The sequence below is a fragment of the Elusimicrobia bacterium HGW-Elusimicrobia-1 genome, from assembly GCA_002841695.1.
Classification (GTDB): domain Bacteria; phylum Elusimicrobiota; class Endomicrobiia; order PHAN01; family PHAN01; genus PHAN01.
In genome coordinates, this window is sequence record PHAN01000019.1 from 1 (window position 1) to 24044 (window position 24044).

Annotated in this window: 17 protein-coding genes; 6 read left to right on the forward strand and 11 right to left on the reverse strand. The window is 54.0% G+C overall.

From position 1 onward, the window contains the following. Positions 1–164 precede the first annotated feature (164 nt). The 11 genes from CVU77_08215 to CVU77_08265 all read right to left on the reverse strand — a co-directional run bounded on the left by CVU77_08215 (position 165) and on the right by CVU77_08265 (position 12948). The gene (locus CVU77_08215) at positions 165–1466 is read right to left on the reverse strand and encodes a hypothetical protein (GenBank protein ID PKN00814.1); all 1302 of its coding nucleotides are present in this window, start codon (positions 1464–1466) and stop codon (positions 165–167) included. 143 nt (positions 1467–1609) lie between these two features. Further along, positions 1610–4699 (reverse strand): CusA/CzcA family heavy metal efflux RND transporter, encoded by a 3090-nt coding sequence (locus tag CVU77_08220; GenBank protein PKN00815.1) that lies wholly within the window; start codon positions 4697–4699, stop codon positions 1610–1612. Positions 4700–4720: 21 nt separating this feature from the next. Beyond that, the gene (locus tag CVU77_08225) at positions 4721–5959 is read right to left on the reverse strand and encodes a hypothetical protein (protein ID PKN00816.1); all 1239 of its coding nucleotides are present in this window, start codon (positions 5957–5959) and stop codon (positions 4721–4723) included. Continuing rightward, positions 5956–7242, reverse strand: coding sequence for a hypothetical protein (locus tag CVU77_08230; protein PKN00817.1), 1287 nt, complete (start codon positions 7240–7242; stop codon positions 5956–5958). The genes CVU77_08225 and CVU77_08230 overlap by 4 nt, the downstream gene beginning before the upstream one ends. Continuing rightward, positions 7239–7499 carry a hypothetical protein gene (locus tag CVU77_08235; protein PKN00818.1) on the reverse strand — a complete coding sequence of 87 codons (261 nt, stop codon included), beginning with the start codon at positions 7497–7499 and terminating at the stop codon, positions 7239–7241. Before CVU77_08235 ends, CVU77_08230 begins: the two co-directional genes overlap by 4 nt. 51 nt (positions 7500–7550) lie before the next feature. Further along, positions 7551–7931 carry a hypothetical protein gene (locus tag CVU77_08240; GenBank protein ID PKN00819.1) on the reverse strand — a complete coding sequence of 127 codons (381 nt, stop codon included), beginning with the start codon at positions 7929–7931 and terminating at the stop codon, positions 7551–7553. A gap of 263 nt (positions 7932–8194) precedes the next feature. Beyond that, entirely contained in the window at positions 8195–8842 is a 648-nt protein-coding gene (locus CVU77_08245; GenBank protein ID PKN00820.1) for a hypothetical protein, read from the reverse strand. Beyond that, on the reverse strand, positions 8776–9861 hold the full coding sequence (pyk, locus tag CVU77_08250; protein ID PKN00821.1) for a pyruvate kinase: 1086 nt from the start codon (positions 9859–9861) through the stop codon (positions 8776–8778). Before pyk ends, CVU77_08245 begins: the two co-directional genes overlap by 67 nt. Continuing rightward, positions 9858–10559 (reverse strand): hypothetical protein, encoded by a 702-nt coding sequence (locus CVU77_08255; GenBank protein PKN00822.1) that lies wholly within the window; start codon positions 10557–10559, stop codon positions 9858–9860. Before CVU77_08255 ends, pyk begins: the two co-directional genes overlap by 4 nt. Before the next feature lie 20 nt (positions 10560–10579). Further along, a complete protein-coding gene (feoB, locus tag CVU77_08260; GenBank protein PKN00823.1) occupies positions 10580–12517 on the reverse strand; it encodes a ferrous iron transport protein B in 1938 nt (645 codons plus the stop codon). Further along, positions 12496–12948 (reverse strand): transcriptional repressor, encoded by a 453-nt coding sequence (locus CVU77_08265; protein ID PKN00824.1) that lies wholly within the window; start codon positions 12946–12948, stop codon positions 12496–12498. Before CVU77_08265 ends, feoB begins: the two co-directional genes overlap by 22 nt. Positions 12949–13397: 449 nt before the next feature. Between CVU77_08265 and CVU77_08270 the strand changes: the two genes are divergently transcribed. From CVU77_08270 to CVU77_08295, 6 genes are all read left to right on the forward strand, one after another. Then, positions 13398–18419 carry a hypothetical protein gene (locus CVU77_08270; GenBank protein ID PKN00825.1) on the forward strand — a complete coding sequence of 1674 codons (5022 nt, stop codon included), beginning with the start codon at positions 13398–13400 and terminating at the stop codon, positions 18417–18419. 56 nt (positions 18420–18475) lie between these two features. Then, entirely contained in the window at positions 18476–20419 is a 1944-nt protein-coding gene (locus CVU77_08275; protein ID PKN00826.1) for a hypothetical protein, read from the forward strand. A 6-nt stretch (positions 20420–20425) separates the two neighbouring features. After that, positions 20426–21853, forward strand: coding sequence for a hypothetical protein (locus CVU77_08280; GenBank protein PKN00827.1), 1428 nt, complete (start codon positions 20426–20428; stop codon positions 21851–21853). After that, entirely contained in the window at positions 21850–22371 is a 522-nt protein-coding gene (locus CVU77_08285) for a fumarate hydratase (protein ID PKN00828.1), read from the forward strand. The genes CVU77_08280 and CVU77_08285 overlap by 4 nt, the downstream gene beginning before the upstream one ends. Continuing rightward, positions 22372–23169 (forward strand): pantothenate kinase, encoded by a 798-nt coding sequence (locus tag CVU77_08290; GenBank protein PKN00829.1) that lies wholly within the window; start codon positions 22372–22374, stop codon positions 23167–23169. 67 nt (positions 23170–23236) lie between these two features. After that, positions 23237–23986: a hypothetical protein gene (locus tag CVU77_08295; protein ID PKN00830.1), complete on the forward strand. Its 750-nt coding sequence runs from the start codon at positions 23237–23239 to the stop codon at positions 23984–23986. The last annotated feature ends 58 nt before the right edge of the window (positions 23987–24044 follow it).

Consider the following 24044-nt stretch of genomic DNA (forward strand, 5'->3'; position numbering starts at 1 on the left):
GAACACAAGTATTTATACAAAATAATTGTTACGAAGTTGTTACGAAGAGATAAGACGTGAATCGTGAAGGGTAAAGGGGGAAGGGTTAAAGGAAAACTACTCTTCACCCTTCACGATTTACGCTTCACGCTTCCCGCTTCACGTCTTTTACTATTCACACGGTTTCAGCGAAAAACCATATTCGCCAGTATACCCAGAGCCACCACTTGCGGCACGGCGATAGCGACCATCCAAAGGGCGGTTTTTTTGCCTATGTTCGTCCATAAAATGCCGATTTCCGTGTAGTCGGTGGCTACTCCGGCCATCAAAAATACGAAGCTGTTTCCAAGCGCTCCTGTCTGGCGGAATATCTCAAAAGCGACGGGCGCGCTGCCCTCCGAGCACACCTCTATTACGGTCGCAACGCCGAGCGTGGCCAGAAGTCCCGTGAAAGTCGGGCCGAAATAGCTGTGAATGAAATGGGGCGGAACGTAGGCGGCTATCATGCTTGATATGCCCATACCCAAAAGTATCCACCAGAGCACCATATCGGCCAGCGCGGTCGCTCCCGCAACGACGCCTTTGGCATCGTCGGTGATGTTGGCGGCGGTAAAGCGGTAATTCTTGAATCTCGCGGCGGCGTCGGCCGTTATCGAGAAGTTTGCGGCGGGCGGCGCGGCGTTGGGATTTTTTTCGACGAGATTATTTTTTTCGAGGACCTGAAAGATAAGGCCGGTGATTATGGCGATGAGTATTGCCGCGGCTATTATGAAAATGCCCTTGGCGCCGAAAAATCCGATAAGCATTACCGTCATTGCAAGATTTGCCCACGGACTTGCCAGAAGAAAACTTACCACCGCCGCCGGCGAAGCGCCTTTTTTGTAAAGCTGCACCGAAAGGGCCAGCATTCCGTGGCTGCAGGCGCTCATCATAAATCCCAGAATGACCGCGCGCAAAATAGTCATCGGACCCGCTCCCGAAAGAGTTTTGGTTATCCATCCCCTGGGGATGAAGCGGTCTATGATTCCGCCAAGGACGAAACCCAGCAAAATCGCCCACCAGATTTTTTCAAGATACATCGCCAGCGCTTCCCTGAACGGGACGAGCGGAGCGAAGATATATGAAACGGCCGTAAGTGTTATCAGGGCGGCGGAGGCCAGAAAAGATTTGTTGCCGAGCAGCCGCGCCATCGGAGATTTTTTCCGGACGCTTTCGTCCGCGCCGACGGCGCAGGACGGGCAGACATCGTTCAATGGTTTCTCGGAACCATCGGACGCGGGGGGATTTTTTGTCGCGGCGGGATTGTCTTCAAGAAATTTGTCGAGACAGCGTTTGCCGCAGAAATAATAGGTTTTGCCGTCGAGGAACGCTTTGAGTGCGGCGCTCTCGTCGACGGTCATTCCGCAAATGGGGTCTTTTGCCATTATTTTTTCCTCAGGGGTCGAAATTGAGTCAATTGAAAAACCATCTTTTCCCCCGCATGTCATTCCCGAATGTTTTTATCCCCGATAAAGACATTCGGGGACGAATCCATACTACGACGGAAACTCTGGATTCCCGCTGGATTCCGTGTCAAGCACGGAATGACAAGCGGGACGGGAATGACGCAACATAGGGTTTTTCAACGGCCTCAATTTTTTACGTTTCTTTCTTTTATCCACGAATAAATCGTCGGAACTATGAACCACGATAGGGACGCGAATATCATTCCCGCGAACGACGGAATCGCCATGGGAATCATAACCTCTTTGCCCGTGCCCGGGAAAATGAATATGGGAAGAAGCGCCAGTATGGTCGTTATGCTCGTCATAAACGCCGGACGTATTCTGGCTTTGCCCGCCTCGACAACGGCTTCGGTTATCGAGTTTTTGTCCGACGGATTTCTGCGCGCGAAAACATCGTCGAGATATGTCGTCATCAGCACGCCGTCGTCGACGGCTATGCCGAAAAGAGCGATAAAGCCCACCCACACCGCCACGGAAAAATTGTACCCCGATACCGCCAGCAGAAAAACTCCGCCGGCGAAAGAAACCGGCACTGCGGCAAAAATCGCAAGCGATTTGGGGTGGGACTTGAAGTTCATGAATATCAGAAGATAACTTAAGAAAAGCGAAACCGGAAGCAGCACGGTTATGGAGCGGCGCGCGCGGACCTGATTTTCAAACTGCCCCGCCCATTCGATGGAGTAGCCGGGGGGAATTTGCCCCGCGAGTTCGGAGGCGACTTTCCGTCGGGCTTCTTCTACAAAACCCACGGAATCACGACCTTTTACGTTCATCAGCACGTATCCGCGCAGTCGTCCGTTTTCCGAGTTTATCATCGCGGGCCCCTCGATAATTCTGACCTCGGCGATTTGCGATATTCTGACGGCTGCGCCGTCGGCAAGAGGCAGCGCCAGCCGCGCGATTTTTTCGGGGGCGTCGCGGTATTCCCTGGAAAATCTCACGCGCGCCGGATAGCGTTCGCGGCCTTCGTAAATCTCTATAAGGTTTTCGCCGCCTATCGCGTTTTCCACTATTTCCATAAAATCGCCGATGGCGATGCCGTATCTGGCCAATTTCAGCCGGTCGGGAATTATTTCCACATAGGGCTTTCCGGTGATTTTTTCGGCGTAGAGATCCGCCGCGCCGGGAACGCCGGCGACGATGTCTTTTATTTTTCCGGCCAGACGCTCTATTTCAAAAGAGTCGTCCCCGAAGATTTTTACCCCGACCGAAGTGCGTATGCCGGTCGAAAGCATGTCTACGCGGTTGATTATGGGCTGAGTCCAGATGTTGGCTACGCCGGGCAGTTTCAGCGCCTCGTCGAGTTCGACGAGCAGTTTTCTTTTGCTCATTCCTTTGCGCCAGTGTTTTTTCGGTTTAAGGTTTATGATGGTTTCAAACATTTCTATGGGCGCCGGATCGGTCGCGGTTTCGGCGCGGCCGGCTTTTCCGACGACGGAATCGACCTCGGGGAATCCGCTTATGATTTTATTCTGAATACGCATTATTCTTGAGGCCTCAGTAAGCGATACCGATGGCGATACCACCGGCATAAAAAGAATCGTGCTTTCGTCGAACGGCGGCATGAATTCGCGGCCCATTTTCATGAATATCGCGCCGGCGAAAAGCACCAGCGCGGCGGAAGACGCCCAAAATATTTTGCGCCGCGCGAGCATAAATCTCAAGACCCGCTCGTACAGGAAGGCGAGTTTTTTGCCGACGGGATTTTCTTCGGGCGGCGTGAGCCGGCCTTTAAGAAAATAATAGCAAAGGACGGGAACCAGCGTAATCGCCAGAACGGCCGAGCCGACAAGGGCGAAAGTTTTGGTGTAAGCCAGCGGGCCGAAGAGTTTTCCTTCCTGGCCGGTAAGGCCGAAAACCGGTATAAAGGAAATTACCGTCGTGGCGACGGCCGTAAGAAGCGCCGGCCCGACTTCGCGCGCGGCTTTGTGGATGACTTCCGCGCGCGGACGTTTGCCTCCGTCGGCGGACAGATGTCTGTGGGCGTTTTCCGTCATAACAATGCCGGCGTCCACCAGCGCCCCTATGGCAATGGCTATTCCCGACAGAGACATAATGTTGGCGTCTATGCCGAACATCCGCATAAATATGAATGCGATTACTATGGCCACCGGCAGGACAAGCGATACTATAAGATTGGAAGCGAAATGCCACAGGAATAAAAAGACAACCGCCACCGTGGCTAGAATTTCAAGAATCAGCGTGTCGCGCAAGGTGTTAAGCGTGCGTCCTATCAGTTCTGTCCGATCGTAGAATGGGACTATTTTGACTCCGTCCGGAAGGCCGGGCGCGATTTCGGAGATTTTTTGTTTTACGCGCTTTATGACTTCGCGCGCATTCTCGCCGTACCTTACTATCACCACCCCGCCCGCGGCCTCTTGCCCGCCTCTATTGAGCACTCCCCGACGGAAATCCGGCCCGATGGCGACATTGGCGATATTTTTGACGAGAATCGGCACGCCTTCGCCGCGCAGCGCCACGACGATATTTTCTATGTCGGCCGTGTTTTTTATCAGCCCTACGCCGCGCACGATGTATTCCGTGCCGCCCCGCTCGACTACTTTGGCTCCGACGTCGACGTTGGAATTTTTTACGGCCTTGAATACCTCCGACGGCGTGACGCCGTAGGTCACCATCCTGTCGGGGTCTATGTCTATCTGGTACTGTTTTACGAAACCGCCGACCGCCGCGACTTCGGAAACGCCTTCGACCGACGAGAGTTGGTAGCGGATGTAATAGTCCTGGATACTTCTTAATTCTTGCAGATTGAGTCCGCCGCCCTCGACGGTGTACCAGAATACCTGGCCAAGACCGGTGGCATCGGGCCCCAGCGATGGCGTGACGCCTTCGGGCAGATATTTCTGGGCCTCGCGGAGTTTTTCCACGATGCGCGACCGCGACCAGTAAAAATCCACCTCGTCGCGGAATACGACGTAAACCATGGAAAAGCCGAAGGCCGACGACGCGCGGATGGTTTTTACGCCGGGCAGCCCGAACATCCGCGTGGTCAGGGGATACGTTACCTGATTCTCGACGGTCTTGGCGTCTCTGCCCGGCCATTCGGCGAAGATTATCTGCTGATTCTCGCCGATATCCGGTATGGCGTCGACGGGGACTTTGCCCATAACGGCAACTCCCCATCCGACGACGGCCAGAGTAACGGCCAGCACCACGAATCTGTTGTCAAGACACCATTTTATGAGTTTGTCGATCATAATTTTTATCGCGCTCGCGCGTTAATGTCTGTGCGCGGGCGGCGGAGCCGGCGCCTTATCTTTTGTCGACGGAGTTTTTGCCGGAGCCGCGGTTTCCTTTTTATCGCCTATTTCTTCGGCCGCGCCCCATTGCAGAGATTGTCCCCCGCCCATCGTGGACTGCGAATCGAGCATAAAATTGCCTTCCGTAACGATTTCTTCGCCTTCGGAAATGCCGGACTTCACGTGGATATATCCGCCCGATTCCGCGCCCGCGATGATTTCCCTTGCCGCATACGATGTCGGTGTTTCGCGCACGTAGACGATTTTTCGTTTGCCGGTGTCTATGACCGCGCTCAGCGGCACCGTCAGAAGATTACCCGATGCGTACTCGATTTCGGCTTCGGCGTAAGTTTCGTGGGGCGGTGCGCCGTCGCCGCGCGCGCGCGCTTCTATTCTGGCTTTGGCGGTGCGTGTTTTGGAGTCGATATTGGATTCAACAAAGCGTACCGTCCCGTCGAAGGTCGATGATCCGCCGTGCGGAACTACGCGGACATTCATTCCGCGTTTTATCGAAGGTATATCGCTTTCAAAGACATCGGCTATGACCCATATTTTTTCGCCCGGATAAATCAACGTTTCGTCGGGTTCGCCCTGCTCGGCGAGTTTTTTCATATCGGTTTCGTCGTAACCGAGAAGCCGCAATTTGAGTTCGGACGCTTTTAGTGTTCTTGAAAGAATATTCCCGCGTCCGTCCGGAGAACCTCTGCCTGCGGCCAGATATTCCGCCTGGGCGGTATAAAGATCGTCGTCGTGGGCGATTTTGGCGGGCAGTCGTATTGTGGTCGAAAGTTTTCGTCTCGACGCTTTGAGTGTCTTTATGCCCGCGGCTTTGGAGGTTTCTTCGGGAACGGTTATGCCGCCCGCCGGAGCCGCTTCCACCTTTATCAGAGTCATACCGCATATAGGGCAGTTGCCGGGGCCTGCCTGACGGACTGCCGGATGCATAGAACACGTCCATACGGATTTCGCGTGGTTGTCCGCGCCGGTTTTCGCGGGAACTATCCGCTCTTGCGATTTTGCGGACGAAGTGTCGTCCTGATTGCTATGCTCCGCGCTCGCCACGGTAACTTTGTCGACCACAGCGGCGTCTTTTTGCGTCGCCGCGCTCGCAGAATGGCAGTGGTCGGCAATCGCCGAGGGACTCGTCGCAAGCAGCAATGCCGCCGCTATAAGTGTCGTCGATACGGCGATTGGCGCGCGTGATATAATCGTATTCATTGATGGCCTCCGTGACCTTGCGGGAGTTTTCCCGTTATGACTTCAAGTTCCGCAAGGTTTTTATGATATGCGGATACCGCTTCTGCCAGCGATATCTTTTGGGCGATAAGATTTCTCTGCGTTTCTATCAAGTCGGTAAAACCGGCTCGTCCGGCGATGTAATCGGCGCGGATTATTTCAAGCGCCTGCTCGGCGGCCGGCAGTATCGCCGTTTTGAAATTATTTACCGCCCGCGACAGATATACTATTCTGTGGTACAATGCCAGCGCCGAGGATTCGGCTTCAAGCAGGGCGGATTCAATATTGTTGATGGACTCGTTTTCGCTTTGCCCGGCGGATTTTACCGTCGCGGATTGTTTCGGTAACCAGAGCGGCAACTCTGCCGCCAGCATAAGGCGGGTTTCGTCCCGTGTGTCATCCATGCGGTCGATTTTGGCGCCAACACGTATGTCGGGTATCCACGAAAGTGTCTCAAATTTTCTGCGCTCCTCTGCCGCTCTGCCGAGTTCGGACATTCTTGCCGCGTTTGCGGAATTTGCCCGCGCCGCTTCCGCGACCCGCGCGGAGTTTATTGACGGAGGAGCGATCCCGATATCGACGGAAACATCGGGCGGCGGCAGTAAGGCGTCGCCGTTTGAGCCCCTGAGCGCGTTTATTTCGGCGGCAATTTTCGCCGCTTCGGCGTCAAGACGCAAGATCTCGTTTTCTTCCATCGCCATTTCCAAGGCGGCGCGGACAAAATCGGCTTTGGATTTTTTTCCGGAGATATAACGGGCTTCGGCGGTTGTCGCCAGAGATTCGAGCAGTTGCAGATTTTCTTTCCGTTTTTCCATCGATGTAAGCGCGAAATAATAATCCCAATACGCTTTTTTGGCCATGGAGACGACAACGCGGGTCGTCTCGTCGAGCGCCGCGGCGCCTGCCCGCGCGCGCGCTTTCGCTTCCGCGCGGCCGACCAGGAGCTTGTTGGGCGGCATGGGTATTGTCTGCTCCGCGCCGAACATAGTCGCTTTCGCGGAGTCCGACGGCGCGATTTTTTCTTCGTAAAAAATCATCGGCTGACGCGGCCATGACGCCGCGGAAGCATCGGCTGCGGCGGTTTCGTAACCGGCCCGCGCGGCTTTTATTTGCGGATTGTTTTTAAGGACATCGGTCGCGAGATTGTCGGGCGTGAGAGTTTTTGGGCGTATGCCGGTTTCCGCGGCCAACCTTGCGGTAGTTGTCGTAAAAAACAGAACGGCGGATATAAATACTTTAATCTTGCGGTAAGTTGTATTTATCATTTTAAGCCCTTGAAAAAACCGACGATTTCATGACTTTTAAAGAAAAACAGAAGACCTACGGTTATGATATACGCGGCGCCAAGAATTATGCCTGACATGGCCGCCCCCCGACCTGTTTTTGCCGCGTCTTTTTTGAGCTCGTTGAGAGCGAGTATGCCGAAAATTCCCGCCGCGAGTGCTTTTTCAATGCCGAATATCTGGATGAAACTAAGCGCTCCGAGCGTCAAGCTGACGATGGCATATTTGGATTTTTTCATACGCTTTTCCTCGCCATTATTTTAAATTTAGAGTTGCCTTCCGCCGCCCGTCTAATCGACGGCGCATTCTCCGCGGGCGCACTCTTTCCGGGCGCATTTGGCGCATTCTTCAAGCGCCGAAAAGCAGTTGTGCAGAGATGAGACGGTGCTCTGTCGCGCGGCGGGCATCGCCGCGGATACCAGAGATGCCAATGCTTTTTTGGCGTCCGGCGTTTCGGCCGCCGCCGACATTCTTAAAACCGACAGTATGACCAGCGCCAGTCCCGCCGCGGCGGAAAGAGAAAAAACTCCCGTCGGAGCGAGCACGCGAATCCTGCGCCTGTTTTCCATGGCTCTTTCGGCGGCTTCAATGCAATCCCGTCTGAATCCTGAGCCGGGATTTACCGGGCGTAAAGAGTTAAGAATGTCCTTAATATTATTGTCAGTGTTCATAATTCCCCCTGCATATACTCAACACTTGAACCGATAAAAACTTGCGGTGTCCGTCGGACGCCTATCTAAAAATAGAGAACTTCCCCCTTAATAAAGGGGGAATAAAAGGGGGTTGTGCGCCTTTGATAAGGGAGAATAACAATCCCCTGGCCCTCCGATGCCTTCGGATACGGAGTCTGCGACTTTGTTAAGGGGGAATAAGGGAACTCTCCCCCTTTATTAAAGGGGGATACAGAGGGATTTTTGAAATAATTACGTTTGTATCAGTCCTCTATATTCTTCAGTAATTCCGTCAGATTTTGTTTCGCCCTGAATATCAGCGACTCCACGGCGCTCCGGCTTTTTCCGAGTATGGCGGCAATTTCCGCGTATGATTTGTCGTCGTAAAAAGAAAGCAGGAGCGCGGTTTTTTGTTCGTGCGGAAGCGATGACAGCGCTCGTCTTACGCGTTTTTGCCTTTGCGAATCGTTATACGCGTCCTCCGGGCGCATAGATGCGGTATCCGGAAGTTCGGCGGCGGTAAAGTCGGCTTCATCCCCGCCGCCCGAGAGCGAAAATATTTTAAGTATGCGTTTTCTTCTTAAAATGTTGAGCGCGGCGTTTGTCGCTGTTTTGTAAAGGTAGCCGCTCATTGATTCCGGCGTCGGACATTTGCGGATGTTAAGATAAGTTTTTATGAAGGCGTGCTGCGCGGCATCTTCGGCGTCGTGCAAAGATCCGAGATACTTGTAAAGATAGTTTATCAATTTTTTTTCGTGAGTTTCAAGCAATGTCTCAAGACAGGAATCGCGCTCCGCCTCAAACCTGACGTCTTCTTGCCGGCTCTGATGATTTGACGACGAGTTCACTTTTTCATCGTCTCCGAATATTTTATTATCCTGTCCATCATTCTGACTGCCTCGGCGGGATATTTGCCGACGGCCGTCTCGCCGGAAAGCATCACGTAGTCCGCGCCGTCGAGTATGGCGTTGGCCACGTCCGAAACTTCGGCCCGCGTGGGCAGGGGGGAATTGGTCATACTCTCAAGCATTTGAGTGGCCACTATTGAAAATTTGCCCGCCGCGCGGCATTTCTTTATTATTGATTTTTGAATGAAAGGCACTTCCCATACCGGCACGGATACGCCCAGATCGCCCCTTGCCACCATTATTCCGTCGGACGCTTTTATTATCGAGGCGATATTGCGTATGCCTTCGCGGTTTTCGATTTTTGCTATGACGCCGGGCGCCTTTGTTCCGGACGCTGTGGCAATAGTTTCGGCGGCTCGCCGGATTTTACCGACCTGACCGGCGTCGGTTACAAAAGATTGGGCTATGAAATCCGCCCCGCGGCCGACGGCCCACCGGATTGCGGCGGCGTCTTTTTCCGACAGTCCGCGAAAGCGCAGCCGCGCGTCTGGAATGTTTACGCCTTTTCTGGAGCGAAGGATTCCGCCGTCGACTACGACCGTCGTCACGGCGCGGCGGAAAGTTCTTGTCGCGCGCAGCATTATGCTGCCGTCGTCTATAAAAATTCCGTGGCCGGACTTGACGGCTCTCAGGTCGCCTTTGTAATCGAAATATACGATTTTTTTTGACGCGGAAAGATTTTGTTTCGACGGAACGTTCGTCAGAACGAGTGTTTGTCCCCGTCGCAGCGGCAGTTCGCCCGATGCGCCGAGTTGCCCCATTCTTATTCTGGGGCCTTCCATATCCGCGATGACTTTTACCGCCCGCCGGCGTTTGCGGTTGAGTTCGCGCACAAGCGTCAGCCGCCTCGTGTGGTCTTCGGCGGAGCCGTGTGAAAAGTTGAATCTTGCGGCGTCGAGCCCCGCCTCGGTCATTTTTCTTAAACCCGCCGCTGTTTCCGACGACGGGCCAATGGTCGCTATAATTTTTGCGCGCGCCGCGGAACGTTTTCCGCGCGGCGATGCGAATCGCGGCATAATCATCTCCTTGCAAAAATCATTTTACCGACTTCTTCTTCCAGAGCCAGCGTGGTAGCCCCGATGTTCAATACCAGCGACGGGGATTTCTGGTGAATTTTAACTACCGCGCCCGGCGCAAGTCCCAGCGACAGCAGTTTATGAAGCAGCGCGTGGTCTTTGGTATATATGTAGGATATTCTGGCTTCGTCGCCTGCGCCCAGACGGTCAAGCGTGGTTATTATCGGTCTGGCCTCCGAGGTTTGAAGTTTGCAGCATTTGCCCGCGGGTATGGGCGAGCCGTGCGGACAAAGCCGCGGATGTCCCAGAAGGGTGCAGACGGATTCTTCCACGTCGTCGGACATTATGTGTTCGAACTCACAGGCCGACAGATGCATGGCTCCGCCGTGAATCTCCAAAACGTCGTGGAGCAGGCGTTCCGCCAGACGGTGCAGGCGTATTATTCGCGACGCCCGCTTGCGGCCCGACTCCGTGAAATCGATTTTTCCGTTGGTTTCGATAATCAGGTTTTCCGTTTTCAGGCGCTTTATTATGTCGTCGGTGTCGTCGGGCAGAGGCCTTCCGTGTCTGCGTATCCGTCCGTACTCCTGTGTCTGGCCGTCCTGCGAGAGAATCTTTTTTATTTCGGCGGCATCGGCGTTGCCTTTTTCTATTTCGGACCATATAACGGCCAAAGCTTCCTGTACGTCGCGCAAAGTAATCATATTTTATCTCCCGAAATATTCTAGAAATCAACCGCTTTCAGTATCGCGTTAAGCAGTCCGCCGACGGTAAACGAGAACGTTATGACAAAAGCGAATATTGCCCCCGCCACGGTTTTCCCTCGTTCTTTTATCATTACCAGAAGTTGCGCCAGGCACGGCACGAATAATGTGACCGTTACTATGCTGACTGTCGTCTGGCGGGCGTCGAGCAGACCCCGCCTTGAAAGTTCGTAAAGGCCCGCCGCGCCGTAATCCCGACGGAAAAATCCTATCAGAAATGCCTCCGCGGCTTTTTCCGGAAGACCCAGAACGCCTTTGACGGCGGGGGACATAAGTGTTATTATCGTATCAAGCGCGCCGATTCTGTCGAGCAAAAAAAGCGCCAGCGTGCCGTAGATAAAAAGAGGAACGGCTTCCAGCAGATACCAGATTACCCGCTGTTTTACTTTCATCATAATATTTCCGGGCAGTGGCATTCTCAGAGGAGGGATTTCGATGATAAAACTGCTCGACGAGCCCGGAAGAAGCCGCGCGGCCAGATAACCCACTCCGGCGAAAACCGAAACGATGGTGAAAAGCCATATCAGAAAAACCGCCGGACCTGCCGAGCCCAGAATTCCCAATATTACGCCGAGCTGCGCGGAGCAGGGAATGGCCAGCGCCAGCAACAGCGACGCAATTATCCGTTCGCGGGGTTTTTCGAGGATTCTCGACGTAAGCGTGGCCATTGTGCCGCACCCCAGACCCAGAACCATAGGCAGCACCGCTTTGCCGTTAAGGCCTATTTTTTTAAACAATCTGTCAAGCAGTGCGGCCAGGCGCGGAAGGTAGCCGGAATCTTCCAGCGCTCCGAAGAAAATAAAGAACGCTCCCACGATGGGAAAAACAATGGCGACGGCGTAAGTCAGAGCCATTGTTATTACGCCGTATTCGCCCACAAAAATATCCCGGAGGAAAGATCCTTCGGCCGCTCCGGCGGCGTCGAATAATCGCGTGAAAAACGGATTTATTATGTTCCCGAAAATATTTTCCTCGATAAAATCCACCATGGTGCCCGCGGCGAAAACTCCCACGAAAAGATACATCGCGTACAGGGTGACGGCCGCCACAAGATAGCCCGGGAACGGCTTCATTATCAAACGGCCGAAGGTTTCCGAGGCCCTCGACGATTCTTTGCGGCCGGCGGTCACGGCGCGTCCGGTTACATCCGCGGCGATGGCGTAATATGCCTCGAACAGAAGCGTCTCCGGCGGACGGATAAAACGTTTTCGTATATCGGATAAAATTCCGGCGAGTTCTTCGGCCGCCCCTCCCCCGAAGGTCTCCGAGGCCTTGGCCGCATCCGAGCCGAGTATTATATATTCCCATCCCGCGGCCGGCGCGAACCGCTTTACGGCCTCCGCCGCGCGGTCGATTTCGGGAGCGTGCGTTACGGTTATGCCGCCTCCGGCCGACGGCTTTGCGTCGAGCGCCGCTGCAATTATTTCTTTCAGCGCGCCGACGCCTTCTCCCGTGACGGCAATGGTCGGCGTCGCGCTCACTCCGAACGACTTTGCGATTTCGGCGACATTTATTTTAAGGCCTTCGTCGCGAGCTTCGTCGAAAAGGTTGAGCGCCATCACGAACGGTCTTTTGAGTTCGGCTATCTGCGCCGTCAGAACGAACGAGCGCATAAGATTCTTTGAGTCGCAAACCTGGACTATCAGCGCGTCGGGATTATCTTTTAACACGGCGCTCGTTACGCGTTCGTCCTCGCTCTGATGCCAGAGAGAATTTACTCCCGGGGTGTCAATAATTTCTACGGCGTGCCGGCCGATTCCGGCCTCCGCGCTGAATATCTCTATGGTCGTGCCGGGGTAATTCGATATATTGGCGTACTGTCCCGAAAGGCGGTAAAACAGCGCCGACTTTCCGACGTTGGGATTGCCCACCAGAATTATTTTACGCGTCGAAGGCATTTTGAGCACACTCCGTAGATTTCAAGCGAATGGCATTTCGGGATAAATCCTCTTTTGGCGGCGGCCGCTTCCTGTAGCGCCTCTATTTTGTCGTCGTAAAACTCTATGGACTTGCCGCACACCGTGCAAACAAGGTGGTCGTGGTGTTTGCCGGCCGTTTCGGGTTCGTATCTGGCCGTCCGCGAATCGAAGTTTATGGGACTGGCCAGATTAGCCCTGCTGAAAAGTTTGAGCGTCCTATATACCGTGGCCCAGCCGTAACGGGGATGATGTTTGCGCGCCGCCGCGTATATTTCGCGCGGACTCATATGTCCGTGGGTTTTAAGAAACAGGTCAAGCAGCACAAGGCGCTGGCGCGTGACGCGAAGGCCGTTGGCTTTAAGAAAATCGGTAAGGATCTTTTTTTGTCCGGCAATATCTTTGACGCTCATTTGCGCTCCGGTATCTTATTGATATAATGTATCAATTATACAAGACGACGCGGGTGACTGTCAAGCCCGCCGCTAAAAAATATCCGGCTGCGCAAAGTTCGCGCGGAACCGTCTCGCGCGCGCAGTGTTTTTTCGACGGCGGTCGCGTCGGACGGTTTCTTTGAAACCGCGCCGGCATTTATGTATAATGAAACCGTTGAAAAACCCCGCTATTTGTCATTCTGAGTCCTTCGGCGGTTGTCATTCTGAGCGTAGCGAAGAATCTCCGTCGCCTCAGGATGAACTCCGCGAAGAATCTCGTTTTCCGACGACCACCCTTCGGGTGGAGACCCTTCGCTTCGCTCAGGGTGACATTTTGACGACTTTTTCAATGGTCTCATAATTATCCGTCTAAGCGCGGCAGGGGACGCGAATCCGCGTTTTTAGAGCACATCATCCGCCTTTCGCATATGATTAAACAGATTCCCGATTTATCTCCGACGGTCGCAGGAATGCGCTTTCTCAGCCGCGCCGCGGTTTTCTTTTTGGCGGCGTTTCTGGCCGCATCCGCGGCAAGAGCCGAACTGTCGCCGCCGTCCGGCCTGAGCGCTTTTGCCGGCGACGGCGCGGTGATTCTTGAGTGGACGATTTTAGCCGAGCCGCCGGAAGGGGATGTAAACTATGAAATTGAAATATCTTCGTGGTCTCCGTCGAGTTTTACATTTCTGACCGCCGTGCTTCATCCCGGCGCGACCCACCTTGCGCAAAATCTCATTAACGGCAATACTTATTATTTCAGAGTCAGAACCTCTACGGGAACCGGCCCCGATACGGTCGTAAGCGACTGGGTACAGACGAGCACGGCTCCGTGGGTCGCGCTCGGAGCGCCCGAATGGACTCTATATTCGGAGGCGGTCTCGACCGGCGCGATCAACTGGGCCTGGACTTCCGGCGTCAACGCCTCGGAGCATTATGTTATGGCGTTTCCGTCGGGAAACGATATTTCCGGCCCGCTTGCTTCGGACGCAACATATTGGGCGCAGTCGTCGCTGACTCCCGATACATCCTCGCAAGTTTTTCTGAGAGCGGCAAACGGTTTTCTCTTTGCCGATTCCGAATCCAAACTGTTGTATACATTCGCGGCCACTCCTTCGGATTTCCGTTCCACGCTTCAGCCGGGCACCACGCAGACCACGCTCGCGTGGTCTGATGAAGGTAATCCGGAAAGTGTGAGATATCGGCTGGAGCGTTCCACCTACGGAACGGGGCAGTGGTTTCAGATAGCGGAGTTGTCCGGTGCGGGAGCCACATATTATCTTGACGCCGGGCTCTCGGAGAAAACCACATATTCTTACCGTCTCCGCGCCGTCAATACCGACGATATCGAGACCGCGTTCGTCGAAATATCCACCCGAACCGGCAGTATCGACCCGCAGTCGCCCGCGCTCAATCTGGCGCAAGCCGCCTCGGAACTTTTGGACGGCCAGATAACTTTGTTTTTCGACGCGCCTTACGACGATACTCCCGCCGAGCCGGTTACCGCCTATATCATAAAATACGCCACCTACTCTCTCGACGGCGGAGGATGGGATTTGCCGACGTCGTCTACTGTATCTCAAAACATAAGCCCTGCCGCTCCGGGCGCTCCGCAGACCCGCGTGGTCACGGGGCTTTACCCGGGCACGACTTTTTATTTCGCTATGAAGGCCTTGGACGAGGCCGGCAATCAGTCGGCAATATCGGCGACAAGAAATGCGGCCGCGCAAGAGAAGCCGCCGAATCCTCCGCAGAACATAACGGCCGTGGCGACGTCCGATATTAATATAAGAGTGACGTGGTCGGCCCCGTCGGTATCGGGTTATGACGACAGAGACAAATACTGGTTCTACCGCGGCACTTTCCCATTCACTCTCGCGGCGCAGGCGACGTTCTCTTTCGATCTGGCCACGCATAACTATCAAAACGACGACGCAGATGGCGGCGGCGACAATCCCATAAAACGCGAGACCACATATTATTACCGTCTGGCCACCTCGGATTTGGGCAATGGACCGGCCGGCACGGGGCTTTTTTCGACGGCGCTTTTTTCGGAACTTTCCGCCCTGACATCCGTGCGCACGCCCGATTTGACGGCCCCGCCCGCTGTTACGACCCTCACCGCTCTGACCGGCAACAGCGAAGGCAGAATAAATCTTTCATGGACATCTCCGACGGACAACTCCGAACGAATCGGCGAAGGCGCGGGCGAAAACATAATCGGCGGGGCCTTTCGTCTGAGATGGACGACGAACTATGCCGAATCGTTCAGCACCTCTACGCCCAGCGTCGAAATTTCCACGACGACCTCGCCCGGCGCGCTCAATTCCTATCTTATAACCGGACTTTCCGGCGGTGCTACATACTATGTCAGGGTGTGGACGCGCGACGAGTCGCACAACTGGTCGCCCGTTTCGACAGGAGCCACGGCTTACGCCCAAGTCGATATCTCCGCGCCCGGCGCGATAACCAAAATAATCGCGACCGCCGCCTGGCGCAGGATGAATCTTGTCTGGACCGCGCCCGGCGACGACGGCTACGCGGGAATGCTCAACGGCGGTTTCGAGATTCGTTTGTCGTCCTCCGTCGCGATAACGAATGACTCCGCCTGGAACGCGGTCTCTTCGGGGTATCCTTACAGAATTTCATTTTCAACATCCGGCGTCTCCCCGGGTTCGAGCAGATTTCTTACCATAACCGGCCTCGCCAACTCGGTAACATACTACGCCGCGATAAAAACCGTTGACGATACGGGCAACTATTCCCCGATTTCCTCGATGAGCCCGAGCGCGTTGCCGCTGAATAGTATGCCCGCGGCTTTCTCGCTTGTCGCGCCCGCCAATGGCGCCGAAATAACGACCGATTACAGGCCGTGGCTGAGTTGGGGCGATTCATCCGACACCGATATGGCTTATGACGATTCCTTCGTCTACAACGTTTACTACTCCACCAGTCAGTATTTTGAAGTCGGGGTCACGACGGCATCGGAGAATCTGACCGTCACGAATTACCAAATCCCCCCCGGCCATTTCAACGAGGACAAAAGATATTACTGGAAAGTCGCCGCCCGCGACCTCGACGGAGCTCAGAGATTTTCCAATCAGGTTTTCTCTCTCGTCATAAATGTCGAAAACTCCACTCCCACCGCTCCCGTCCTTCAATCTCCCGCAAACGCTTTCCGTGTGGCGACAGCGACCCCCACACTTTCGTGGACGGCTTCCGTGGATTCCGATATTCTCGATGTTCTGTATTATACGGTGCACTATACGACATCATCGGGGGCCTTTTGGCAGTACTCTTCCTCGGCCGGAATAACGTCGACGTCTTATGTCACTCCGGCTCTTACAGAGAACGCCACTTACTGGTGGAGAGTGTTCGTCACCGACGGCAAGTCGGCTGTCCAGGGCGACGCGACCCGATACTTCAAGGTCAACGCTGCGCCCGAGGCGCCTCGAACTTTCAATCTTATCGTTCCGTCGGAGAACTGGCGTTCGACGTCCACTATCGTTAATTTCTCGTGGGAGGCCACGACCGATCCGGATCCCGACGAAGGAGTGATTTATAACCTTATCTGGTCGCAGTCCCCGATTTTCACTTCGAGCGTTACAATCGCCGGCCTTGTATCCACGACGGCGCAGGTCTCTGTGCCGAGCGACAACTCTTACTATTACTGGAAGGTCGAGGCCGTAGGAACGGACGCGATGAAGCGGGCATCAAACCAGAGTTTCGGGCGATTTTACGTCGATATCGAAAAAGAACTGCCGCTTGGGTTTTCTTTGCTCGAACCGTCCTATGGCGTGATAATCTCGTCTACCCTGAAACCCCTTTTCAGATGGAGCGACGCCGTCGACCCCGACCCGTCCGACACGGTCAGATATTACATAGAGGTTTTGCAGAATCCCGAGTTTACCGGAGCGCAGCCGATTCCGACGGGAAGCGATACCTATTTTCAGCCGCTGTCGAACCTCATAGACCAGGCGACCTATTTTTGGCGCGTCCGCGCGGCGGGCTATCAGGGCAGCCCCGCCTCGCACGTCGACGCCGATGTCGCCGGCGGTTACACGTTTTCCTCGACGGGAACTTTCATTATTTCTATGGTGAATTACCCGCCGGATCCGTTCGCGCTCGTTTCGCCAGCCGGTAATTCGGCGGTCAATACGAAATTCCCCGTCTTTCATTGGGCGGCCGCCGCCGACAGCGATGTCGGCGCCACGGTAACTTACGCCGTGGATGTTTCGTCGCGCGCCGATTTTCTTACCGTCGCATTCTCTACTTCCGGACTTACATCAACGTCCATAACTTCTCCGGTCGGTTTGTTTGAAAATAGAACCTATTGGTGGCGGGTAACCGCTGCCGATAACAAAGGCGCTTTGACGTTATCGGGCGTTTCATCCTTCAAAATACCCGTTCTTACGATTCCACAGAGCGTTTTGGGGATAAAAACGTCGCTTTCCGGCGACTCGACATCCTTTATGATTTTGTGGACTCCCGTGCTGCACAACGCCGACGGAAGCGTCGTGGACGACCTTGCCGGTTACCACATTTACAAATCCATCGATTTCGACGGTTTGTTCTCGGCGGTTCCGCACGTATTCGTGGATAAATCGCGGACGTCTTTCAGCGATACCGTGTCCGGAAACTTCTTTTACAAAATAAAGTCGGTTGACACATCCGGCGTCGAGGGCGCCGATTCGCTCGTATTCAGGACTTTCGCGGGTGATGCCGCTTACGCCGAATCGCCGGACAGGGTCTTCGTAATGGAAATACCGTCTGAAGTCGCCCGCTCTTTGGGCGCCGCGCACAACGAATACGGCACTGACCTGATGGTGAGGATTTCCACCAAATCCACAGAGGATGCGCTCAGCGAGTTTGAAATCGGCATACTGCGTCCCGACGGCACGAAACTTGACAGATATACTTTCGTCGCGGCGGTAAAACTGAAATTTTCAATAGACAATATAAAACGCGCCGCCGCCGCGCGCGCGTCCCCGTCGATGCGCGCCATTGAATTTGCGCCGTCGGACATGGCGATTTTCTGGCATAATGGCGTGGAGTTTCTCAAGTTTCCGTCGGCCGTCGACGCCGCTGCCGGCGCGATTGTGTCCGGCATCTCCAACGCGGGAACTTACCAGGTCAGGCGGTCGATGCGATCATCCGTCGCGGCGATAACCGCGGTCAATCCTCCCAAGATTTTTACTCCGGGTGTCGCCCCTTACGAAAAGATACAATTTTTTGTCGACAATCCTTTCGCCGGGGATGTCGCGGGTGAAATTATAAATCTGCGCGGAATAAAAGTGGCTTCGCTCGTTTCCGTGGGCGATAACAAAGATATATCCGTAACACTCGAGTGGAACGGAAAGGATGCCGCGGGCTCTGCCGCGCCGAAAGGCATTTATATCTATCAGATAACAATCGGCAGCGAGATAAGAAACGGCACCATAATAGTGGCCAGATAACGGGGGGTAGGGTTTAGGGCTTAGGGCTTAGGGTCTAGGGGTTAGGGTTTAGTGAAATGATTAAAAAACGGAGAGTGGAAAAGACAGTGTTTAGGATTCAGGGTTTGGGGTATAGTTTTTTTGTTTTATTTATTTTCGTTTTTTTCTATACCCTAGCCCCTAGACCCTATACCCTATCTTCTGTCCCCTGCCTTTACGGGGCCTATGATGATTTCGGCGCGGGCGCGAGCGTTCTGGCCGTCGGCGGAGCCGTTACCGCCGTCGGCGACAATATTTACTCTTCTGCGCTGAATCCGGCGTGCCTGGCATATCTTAAAAGGGGTCAAGCGGCTTTTGAATACGGTCGTCTGCATCTTAACCTTTCCGACGGCTCCAATTTGTTCAACGGTTTCTTTGCGGCGGGATATCCTTTCATAAAATCCGAGATAGTCGAAACTCGAGTCGAGGCGTCGACCGTTGCCCTCGTATCCGTGTCATCGGGCGTTTCCGCATCGCCCGACGTCTCCACGAATGCCGCGCCGAGTCCGGCATCCGTCGATATAAAAACCGACATAAGAAGAACGCTTTCGCGCGCGCTGATGGTGAGTTATCGCTCTATGGGACTATCAGAGTATTATTCCGAAAGTGTCCTTACTCTCGGGTACGCCGGATTTTTGGGCAAAAGGATTTCGTTCGGTCTGGCCGTAAAATCATTGACGGACGCTTTTATCACGGATAAATATCTGGAGCGCTCCGCGGTTTTTGGTTATGGCGAAACTCTCTCCAAAACATCTTATACCGGCGACTTAGGGCTGATATGGAATCCCGGCCCCGGATTTTTCATCGGTATATCCGCGCTTGATTTTACTGAACCGGACATAGGGTACATTGAACACGATCCGTTGCCGGCGACTTACAGAGTGGGTGTAGGGATGAGAAGGGCGGACGCCCGTTTTGGCTGTGATTGCAGTTATGCGCCCCGCACTAAAAATACGGAAGCGGCGACCGGATTTGAAAAAAATCTGAGCGCGCTCATTGCGTTGCGCGGCGGGCTGGTTTACGGGCGGCGCGAACAATACGATTCGTGGCGAATTACCGCCGGTATGGGTTTTGAAATATCCAATTCCATCGTGCTGGATTACGCCTTTGTTTATCCGCTTACGGTTCTTAAAAACACTTACGGCTCTCACTGGATGAGTTTCGTTTACAGGTTCGGGAAAGTGCTTTCCGAAGAAATGGAGCCCGGAAGTTTGGAACGCGCCTATCAGGAACTCACTGAGGAGAAATACAGTTTAGAAACGCGCCTTGCCCGCACCGAATCGGAGAAAAGGCATCTTGAAGAAGTTCTGATAGAAGAGGCAAGTTCGCGCATCAGGGAGAGGATACGGCAGGCCAAGGAATCTTCAAAGACGGATTCCCCCGCCAGACGTGAAACCGACCCTGCCCGCATCGCCGGCGTTACCGGAGTTATGGCGTCGCGCACTCACGTAGTCCGCAGGGGAGATACGCTGCAATCGCTGGCAGAAAAATACTACAAGGATTCCAAACTCTGGATAGAGATTTATAACGCAAACCGCGCCGATATCGGGCGCGGGGGAACTCTGAGGCCCGATCAAGTTTTGGTAATACCCCCGAACCCGTCGGAGCGGTCGACTCAGCAGGCCGTTCCCTCCGCTGTTCGTCCGGCGGAAACGACGCAATCGGCCGCGCCGGAGGTAAAAGTTATTTCGCCGTCCGCGGATTCCGCGCCCGCGCCTTTCGTCGATGTCGCCGCGCCTGTCGATCCGTCGGTTTCAAAACCGTCGCCCGCGCCCAAATCCGCTGTTCCCGTCGCAAAAGAGCGCCCGTCGCCCGTAAAATCCGCCGCGCGAACGCATGTCGTCGGCCAGGGCGAAAACTTGCGCAGTATCGCCGCAAAATACTATAATGACCCCGAAAAATGGCGCGTGATTCTGGACGCCAATAAAGACAAAATAATCCGCGGTCAGGTTCGGCCCGGCGTGGAACTTTCCATACCGTAAACAAATATGAACGAATACGAAGATAAGCCGGATAACACGGGACTCGAAGACAAAGCGGTTTCGGATTCATGGGACTGGGTTTCTGCCGAACTCAGAAAACTGGAAGACGAACTCTCGCCGGATTCCGAAATGCTTGAAGTGGTCGATGCCATATCCGTGGCCGATTTCTGGAAGCGTCGTTACGACGAAGAAAGCACGCTTTGGGAACGGAAGCTTCAGATTAAAGAAGAGGAAAAATCCAACCTCAAAGAAAAGACGCAGTCGCACGGAATCGCCCTCAAAGAACTTGAATGGAAATTAAAGGAACTCGACAGACGGTGGCAGCAGGAAAAAATCGTACTTGAGGACCGCCTCAAATCGAAAGAAACGGAAGCCGAGCTCCAAAAAATAAAATTACAGTGGGAAATGCGGCTTGCCGCTCTCGAAGAAGAAAACAAACATCTTAAATCCAATATGTCGGCCGCATCGGGGGCGCCGATGCAACCGTCCGACGCCGGCTCGACGGTCGGCTCGTTTTACCCGTCTTCCGCGGGTTCCGGCGTAGCCGAGGCCAAAGTCAGGGAACTCGAAGAGAGATTGCGTCAGGCCGAGGAAGAATACCGCAAATCGTTAAAAAAACTCGATGAAGAAAAAGAGACGGTAAAACGTCAGCTTGACGGCAAGGAAGACACATTCCGTCAGGAAAAGGCGGCGTGGGAAACCCTCGAAAAAGAGGTCTCCCAGTTGAACCGTCAGATGATAGACCGTCTGAAACTTTTAAGGGAAAGAGAGCAGGATCACTTTACGGTGCTTGAAGACCTCGCCCGGGGTTTCGCTCACAGGGTGCGCAATTATCTGGGCATAATTTCGGGCACCATACAGCTTTGCGTGGCCAATTATAAGATGGACGAGGAATTGAAAGGTCAGCTTGTCATAGTCGACCAGAACGTGGCCGATATGCTCAAATCCATAGAAGAATTTCTCGCTCTGGCGCGGATACCGCAGATGTCGTTCGTTAAAATGTCCATCGCTTCCGTCGCAGATAAAGCGTTGTCCGTCGCGGCGGATAAATTCAAAGCCGTCGGCATTTCCGTGGAAAAAAACTTTGCCGATGTGCCGGAAATAGATATCGACGAAAAACTGATGTCGGAAGCGTTGGGGCATCTTTTTTCAAATGCCGCGGAAGCGATGTCCGGCGGCGGCAATCTTACGGTTTCATTAAGTTACGAGAACGCCAAATCGCTCATAACGTTAAAAATCGCAGACACCGGCGCGGGCGTTTCCGAAGCCCACTTAAAGAAAATATTCCAGCCGTATTTCACCACCAAGAAAAACCGCAAAGGCCTGGGATTAACGTCGGCCAAACGAATAGTCGACCTCCATGGCGCGACTCTCGCCCTTGAAAGCGTCAAAGGCAAGGGAACCGTCGTCAGCATAGTTTTTCTCGTCAAATGATTTTCCGCATTTCCGCTCCGGTATCCGTATCAAGCGTTCCCCGCGGCCTTCGTCCCGCCGCGCGCGTCCTTCTGTCCGGCGAAGTTTTTACGCTTCGCGATATGTCTCTTGCAAAACTCCGGAAACGATCGTCGGTAGTGCCGTTGTCGGGCGCCGCCGTTTATTTTTGCGCGCCTACCCGCGGAGGCGGGTCCCGGCGCAGTCCTGTCTCCTGCGGGCCCACGACTTCCGCGCGTATGGCGGCCGGAATACCTTTTCTCGTCGGACGCGGCGTAAAAATTTTCATAGGAAAAGGACCGCTTCCGTCCGCGATCTTGCGCGTAATTGCGCGCTCCGGCGGGGTATATCTTACCGCCGTCGGCGGATGCGGGGCGTATTATTCGCGTTTCGTAAAGAAGCTCTCCGTCGCGGCGTTTCCGGAATTGGGCGCCGAAGCCGTGCTTAAGCTCGTTGTCGGCGAAATGCCTCTTGCGGTTTCTCCGTCGGTTTCCGAGGATAAAGGATTTTCAAAAAAATAAATGCTTACGGCCATAGATATAGGAAACACCAATATAACTTTCGGGCTTTTCGCCCTTGACGAAGGGCGGGCGCAAAAGGGTCCGCTGCATATGTGGCGTATGTCAACCGACGCGCGTCGCACCTCCGACGAGTATGGAACACAGATGCTGGATTTTTTTCATTACGCATTGCTGAATAAAGAGGACGTGACGTCGGTTGCGGTTTCAAGCGTAGTTCCCGCGCTTAATTCCGTGATAGTTTCCGCTTGCTCGGATTACCTCGGGAAAAAACCGGTCGTTTTCGGCGTGCGGCATTTTGCCGCCGCCAAACTCGGCGTCAGCGTGGATAATCCCGAGGAAGTCGGAGTAGACCGGCTTATGAACGCTTTGGCCGTCAGGGAATTTTTCGGCGCGCCTTCCATAGCGGTGGATTTCGGTACGGCCGTAACTTTCGATTGCGTCGGACGCAAGGGCGATTACGTGGGCGGAGTGATACTGCCCGGACCCTCCGCCGCCGCCGACTTGCTGGCGGCGTCGACGGCAAAATTGCCCAAAGTCGAGCTTCGTCGGCCATCGAATGTTATAGGAAAAAATACGATCGAATGCATACAGTCCGGAATACACCGCGGTTATTCGGCGATGATAAAAAAGTTTATCAAGGACATTCGCGCGGAAATAGGAAGAAATGCCAAGGTCGCGGTAACAGGGGGATTGGCGGTATTGTTCAGAGAAGACATTAAGGCGCTCGGTTCGTTCGTTCCCGAACTTACTCTGGAAGGTGTAAGGTTGCTTTGGAATAAAACTTCAAAACAGGATTAAAGACAGGATTAAGGATTAAGTTTTGTATTTTTTTGCTTAATCCTTAATCCTGAATACAGGAGGAACAATGAAGAGATTTATGATGTTTTTGGCTTTCATCGTTTTTGCGGCGGTTAATACCCGCGCGGCTGCTTTCGACGAGTTCGCCTCGCAGATTCAAGGAAAAGCGGCAGCCGTAATCGAGACGCGCCTGAACGCTCTGGCCGCCGACCTCGGCGGGGCGATAGCGCAGACAAACTTTCATCAGGCCTCTACAATCGGCGGCACCCTGCCGGGTTTGGATGTTGGTGTGCACGTCGGCTATAAGGGGGTATCGTCAAAAAATGTAATACTCAGTGAGGCGAAAGTCAGCGCGCTGACGCTTCCGGTTTTGCAGGTCGAGATAGGCATTCCGGTTATCAATCTCGACGTATTGGCGCGATATGCCGCCATAGACAACTCGTCTTTGACCGGTGGCGGCCTGCGTTATTCGGTTTTTAAGACGATCCCGGCCGATGTCACCATCCTCGGACTCTATAATACTTTGAATGTTACCGCGTCCGGCAACGAATTTTCGGCCACTGTGCTTACCGGTTCGCTCGGTGTGAATTTCAAATTGCCGGTAGTGTCGCCCTATGTGGCCGTCAGTATGGATTCGGTCACTCTTACGCCCGATGCCGCCATAACATCGTACAAAGGGAGCGCTTCTCTTACTCGTTTGGACGCCGGCATCAATTTCGGACTGATACCGTTTACGTATATCAATATAGGCGGTTCGTATTACCTGGCCGAAGAGTCGTCCGTAGGATACCGCGCAGGTATGGGAGTCAAGTTCTGATTGGGCCGTATGCCGGGTTTGATTGTTCGCCCCGTTTTGCCGTTACCGTCGGTTTTTT

Bases quoted from the DNA above. Each gene is read 5' to 3' on its own strand.
- CVU77_08215 (PKN00814.1), bottom strand. From the start codon at position 1,466: ATGACATGCGGGGGAAAAGATGGTTTTTCAATTGACTCAATTTCGACC.
- CVU77_08220 (PKN00815.1), bottom strand. From the start codon at position 4,699: ATGATCGACAAACTCATAAAATGGTGTCTTGACAACAGATTCGTGGTG.
- CVU77_08225 (PKN00816.1), bottom strand. From the start codon at position 5,959: ATGAATACGATTATATCACGCGCGCCAATCGCCGTATCGACGACACTT.
- CVU77_08230 (PKN00817.1), bottom strand. From the start codon at position 7,242: ATGATAAATACAACTTACCGCAAGATTAAAGTATTTATATCCGCCGTT.
- CVU77_08235 (PKN00818.1), bottom strand. From the start codon at position 7,499: ATGAAAAAATCCAAATATGCCATCGTCAGCTTGACGCTCGGAGCGCTT.
- CVU77_08240 (PKN00819.1), bottom strand. From the start codon at position 7,931: ATGAACACTGACAATAATATTAAGGACATTCTTAACTCTTTACGCCCG.
- pyk (PKN00821.1), bottom strand. From the start codon at position 9,861: ATGATTATGCCGCGATTCGCATCGCCGCGCGGAAAACGTTCCGCGGCG.
- CVU77_08255 (PKN00822.1), bottom strand. From the start codon at position 10,559: ATGATTACTTTGCGCGACGTACAGGAAGCTTTGGCCGTTATATGGTCC.
- feoB (PKN00823.1), bottom strand. From the start codon at position 12,517: ATGCCTTCGACGCGTAAAATAATTCTGGTGGGCAATCCCAACGTCGGA.
- CVU77_08265 (PKN00824.1), bottom strand. From the start codon at position 12,948: ATGAGCGTCAAAGATATTGCCGGACAAAAAAAGATCCTTACCGATTTT.
- CVU77_08270 (PKN00825.1), top strand. From the start codon at position 13,398: ATGATTAAACAGATTCCCGATTTATCTCCGACGGTCGCAGGAATGCGC.
- CVU77_08275 (PKN00826.1), top strand. From the start codon at position 18,476: ATGATTAAAAAACGGAGAGTGGAAAAGACAGTGTTTAGGATTCAGGGT.
- CVU77_08280 (PKN00827.1), top strand. From the start codon at position 20,426: ATGAACGAATACGAAGATAAGCCGGATAACACGGGACTCGAAGACAAA.
- CVU77_08285 (PKN00828.1), top strand. From the start codon at position 21,850: ATGATTTTCCGCATTTCCGCTCCGGTATCCGTATCAAGCGTTCCCCGC.
- CVU77_08290 (PKN00829.1), top strand. From the start codon at position 22,372: ATGCTTACGGCCATAGATATAGGAAACACCAATATAACTTTCGGGCTT.
- CVU77_08295 (PKN00830.1), top strand. From the start codon at position 23,237: ATGAAGAGATTTATGATGTTTTTGGCTTTCATCGTTTTTGCGGCGGTT.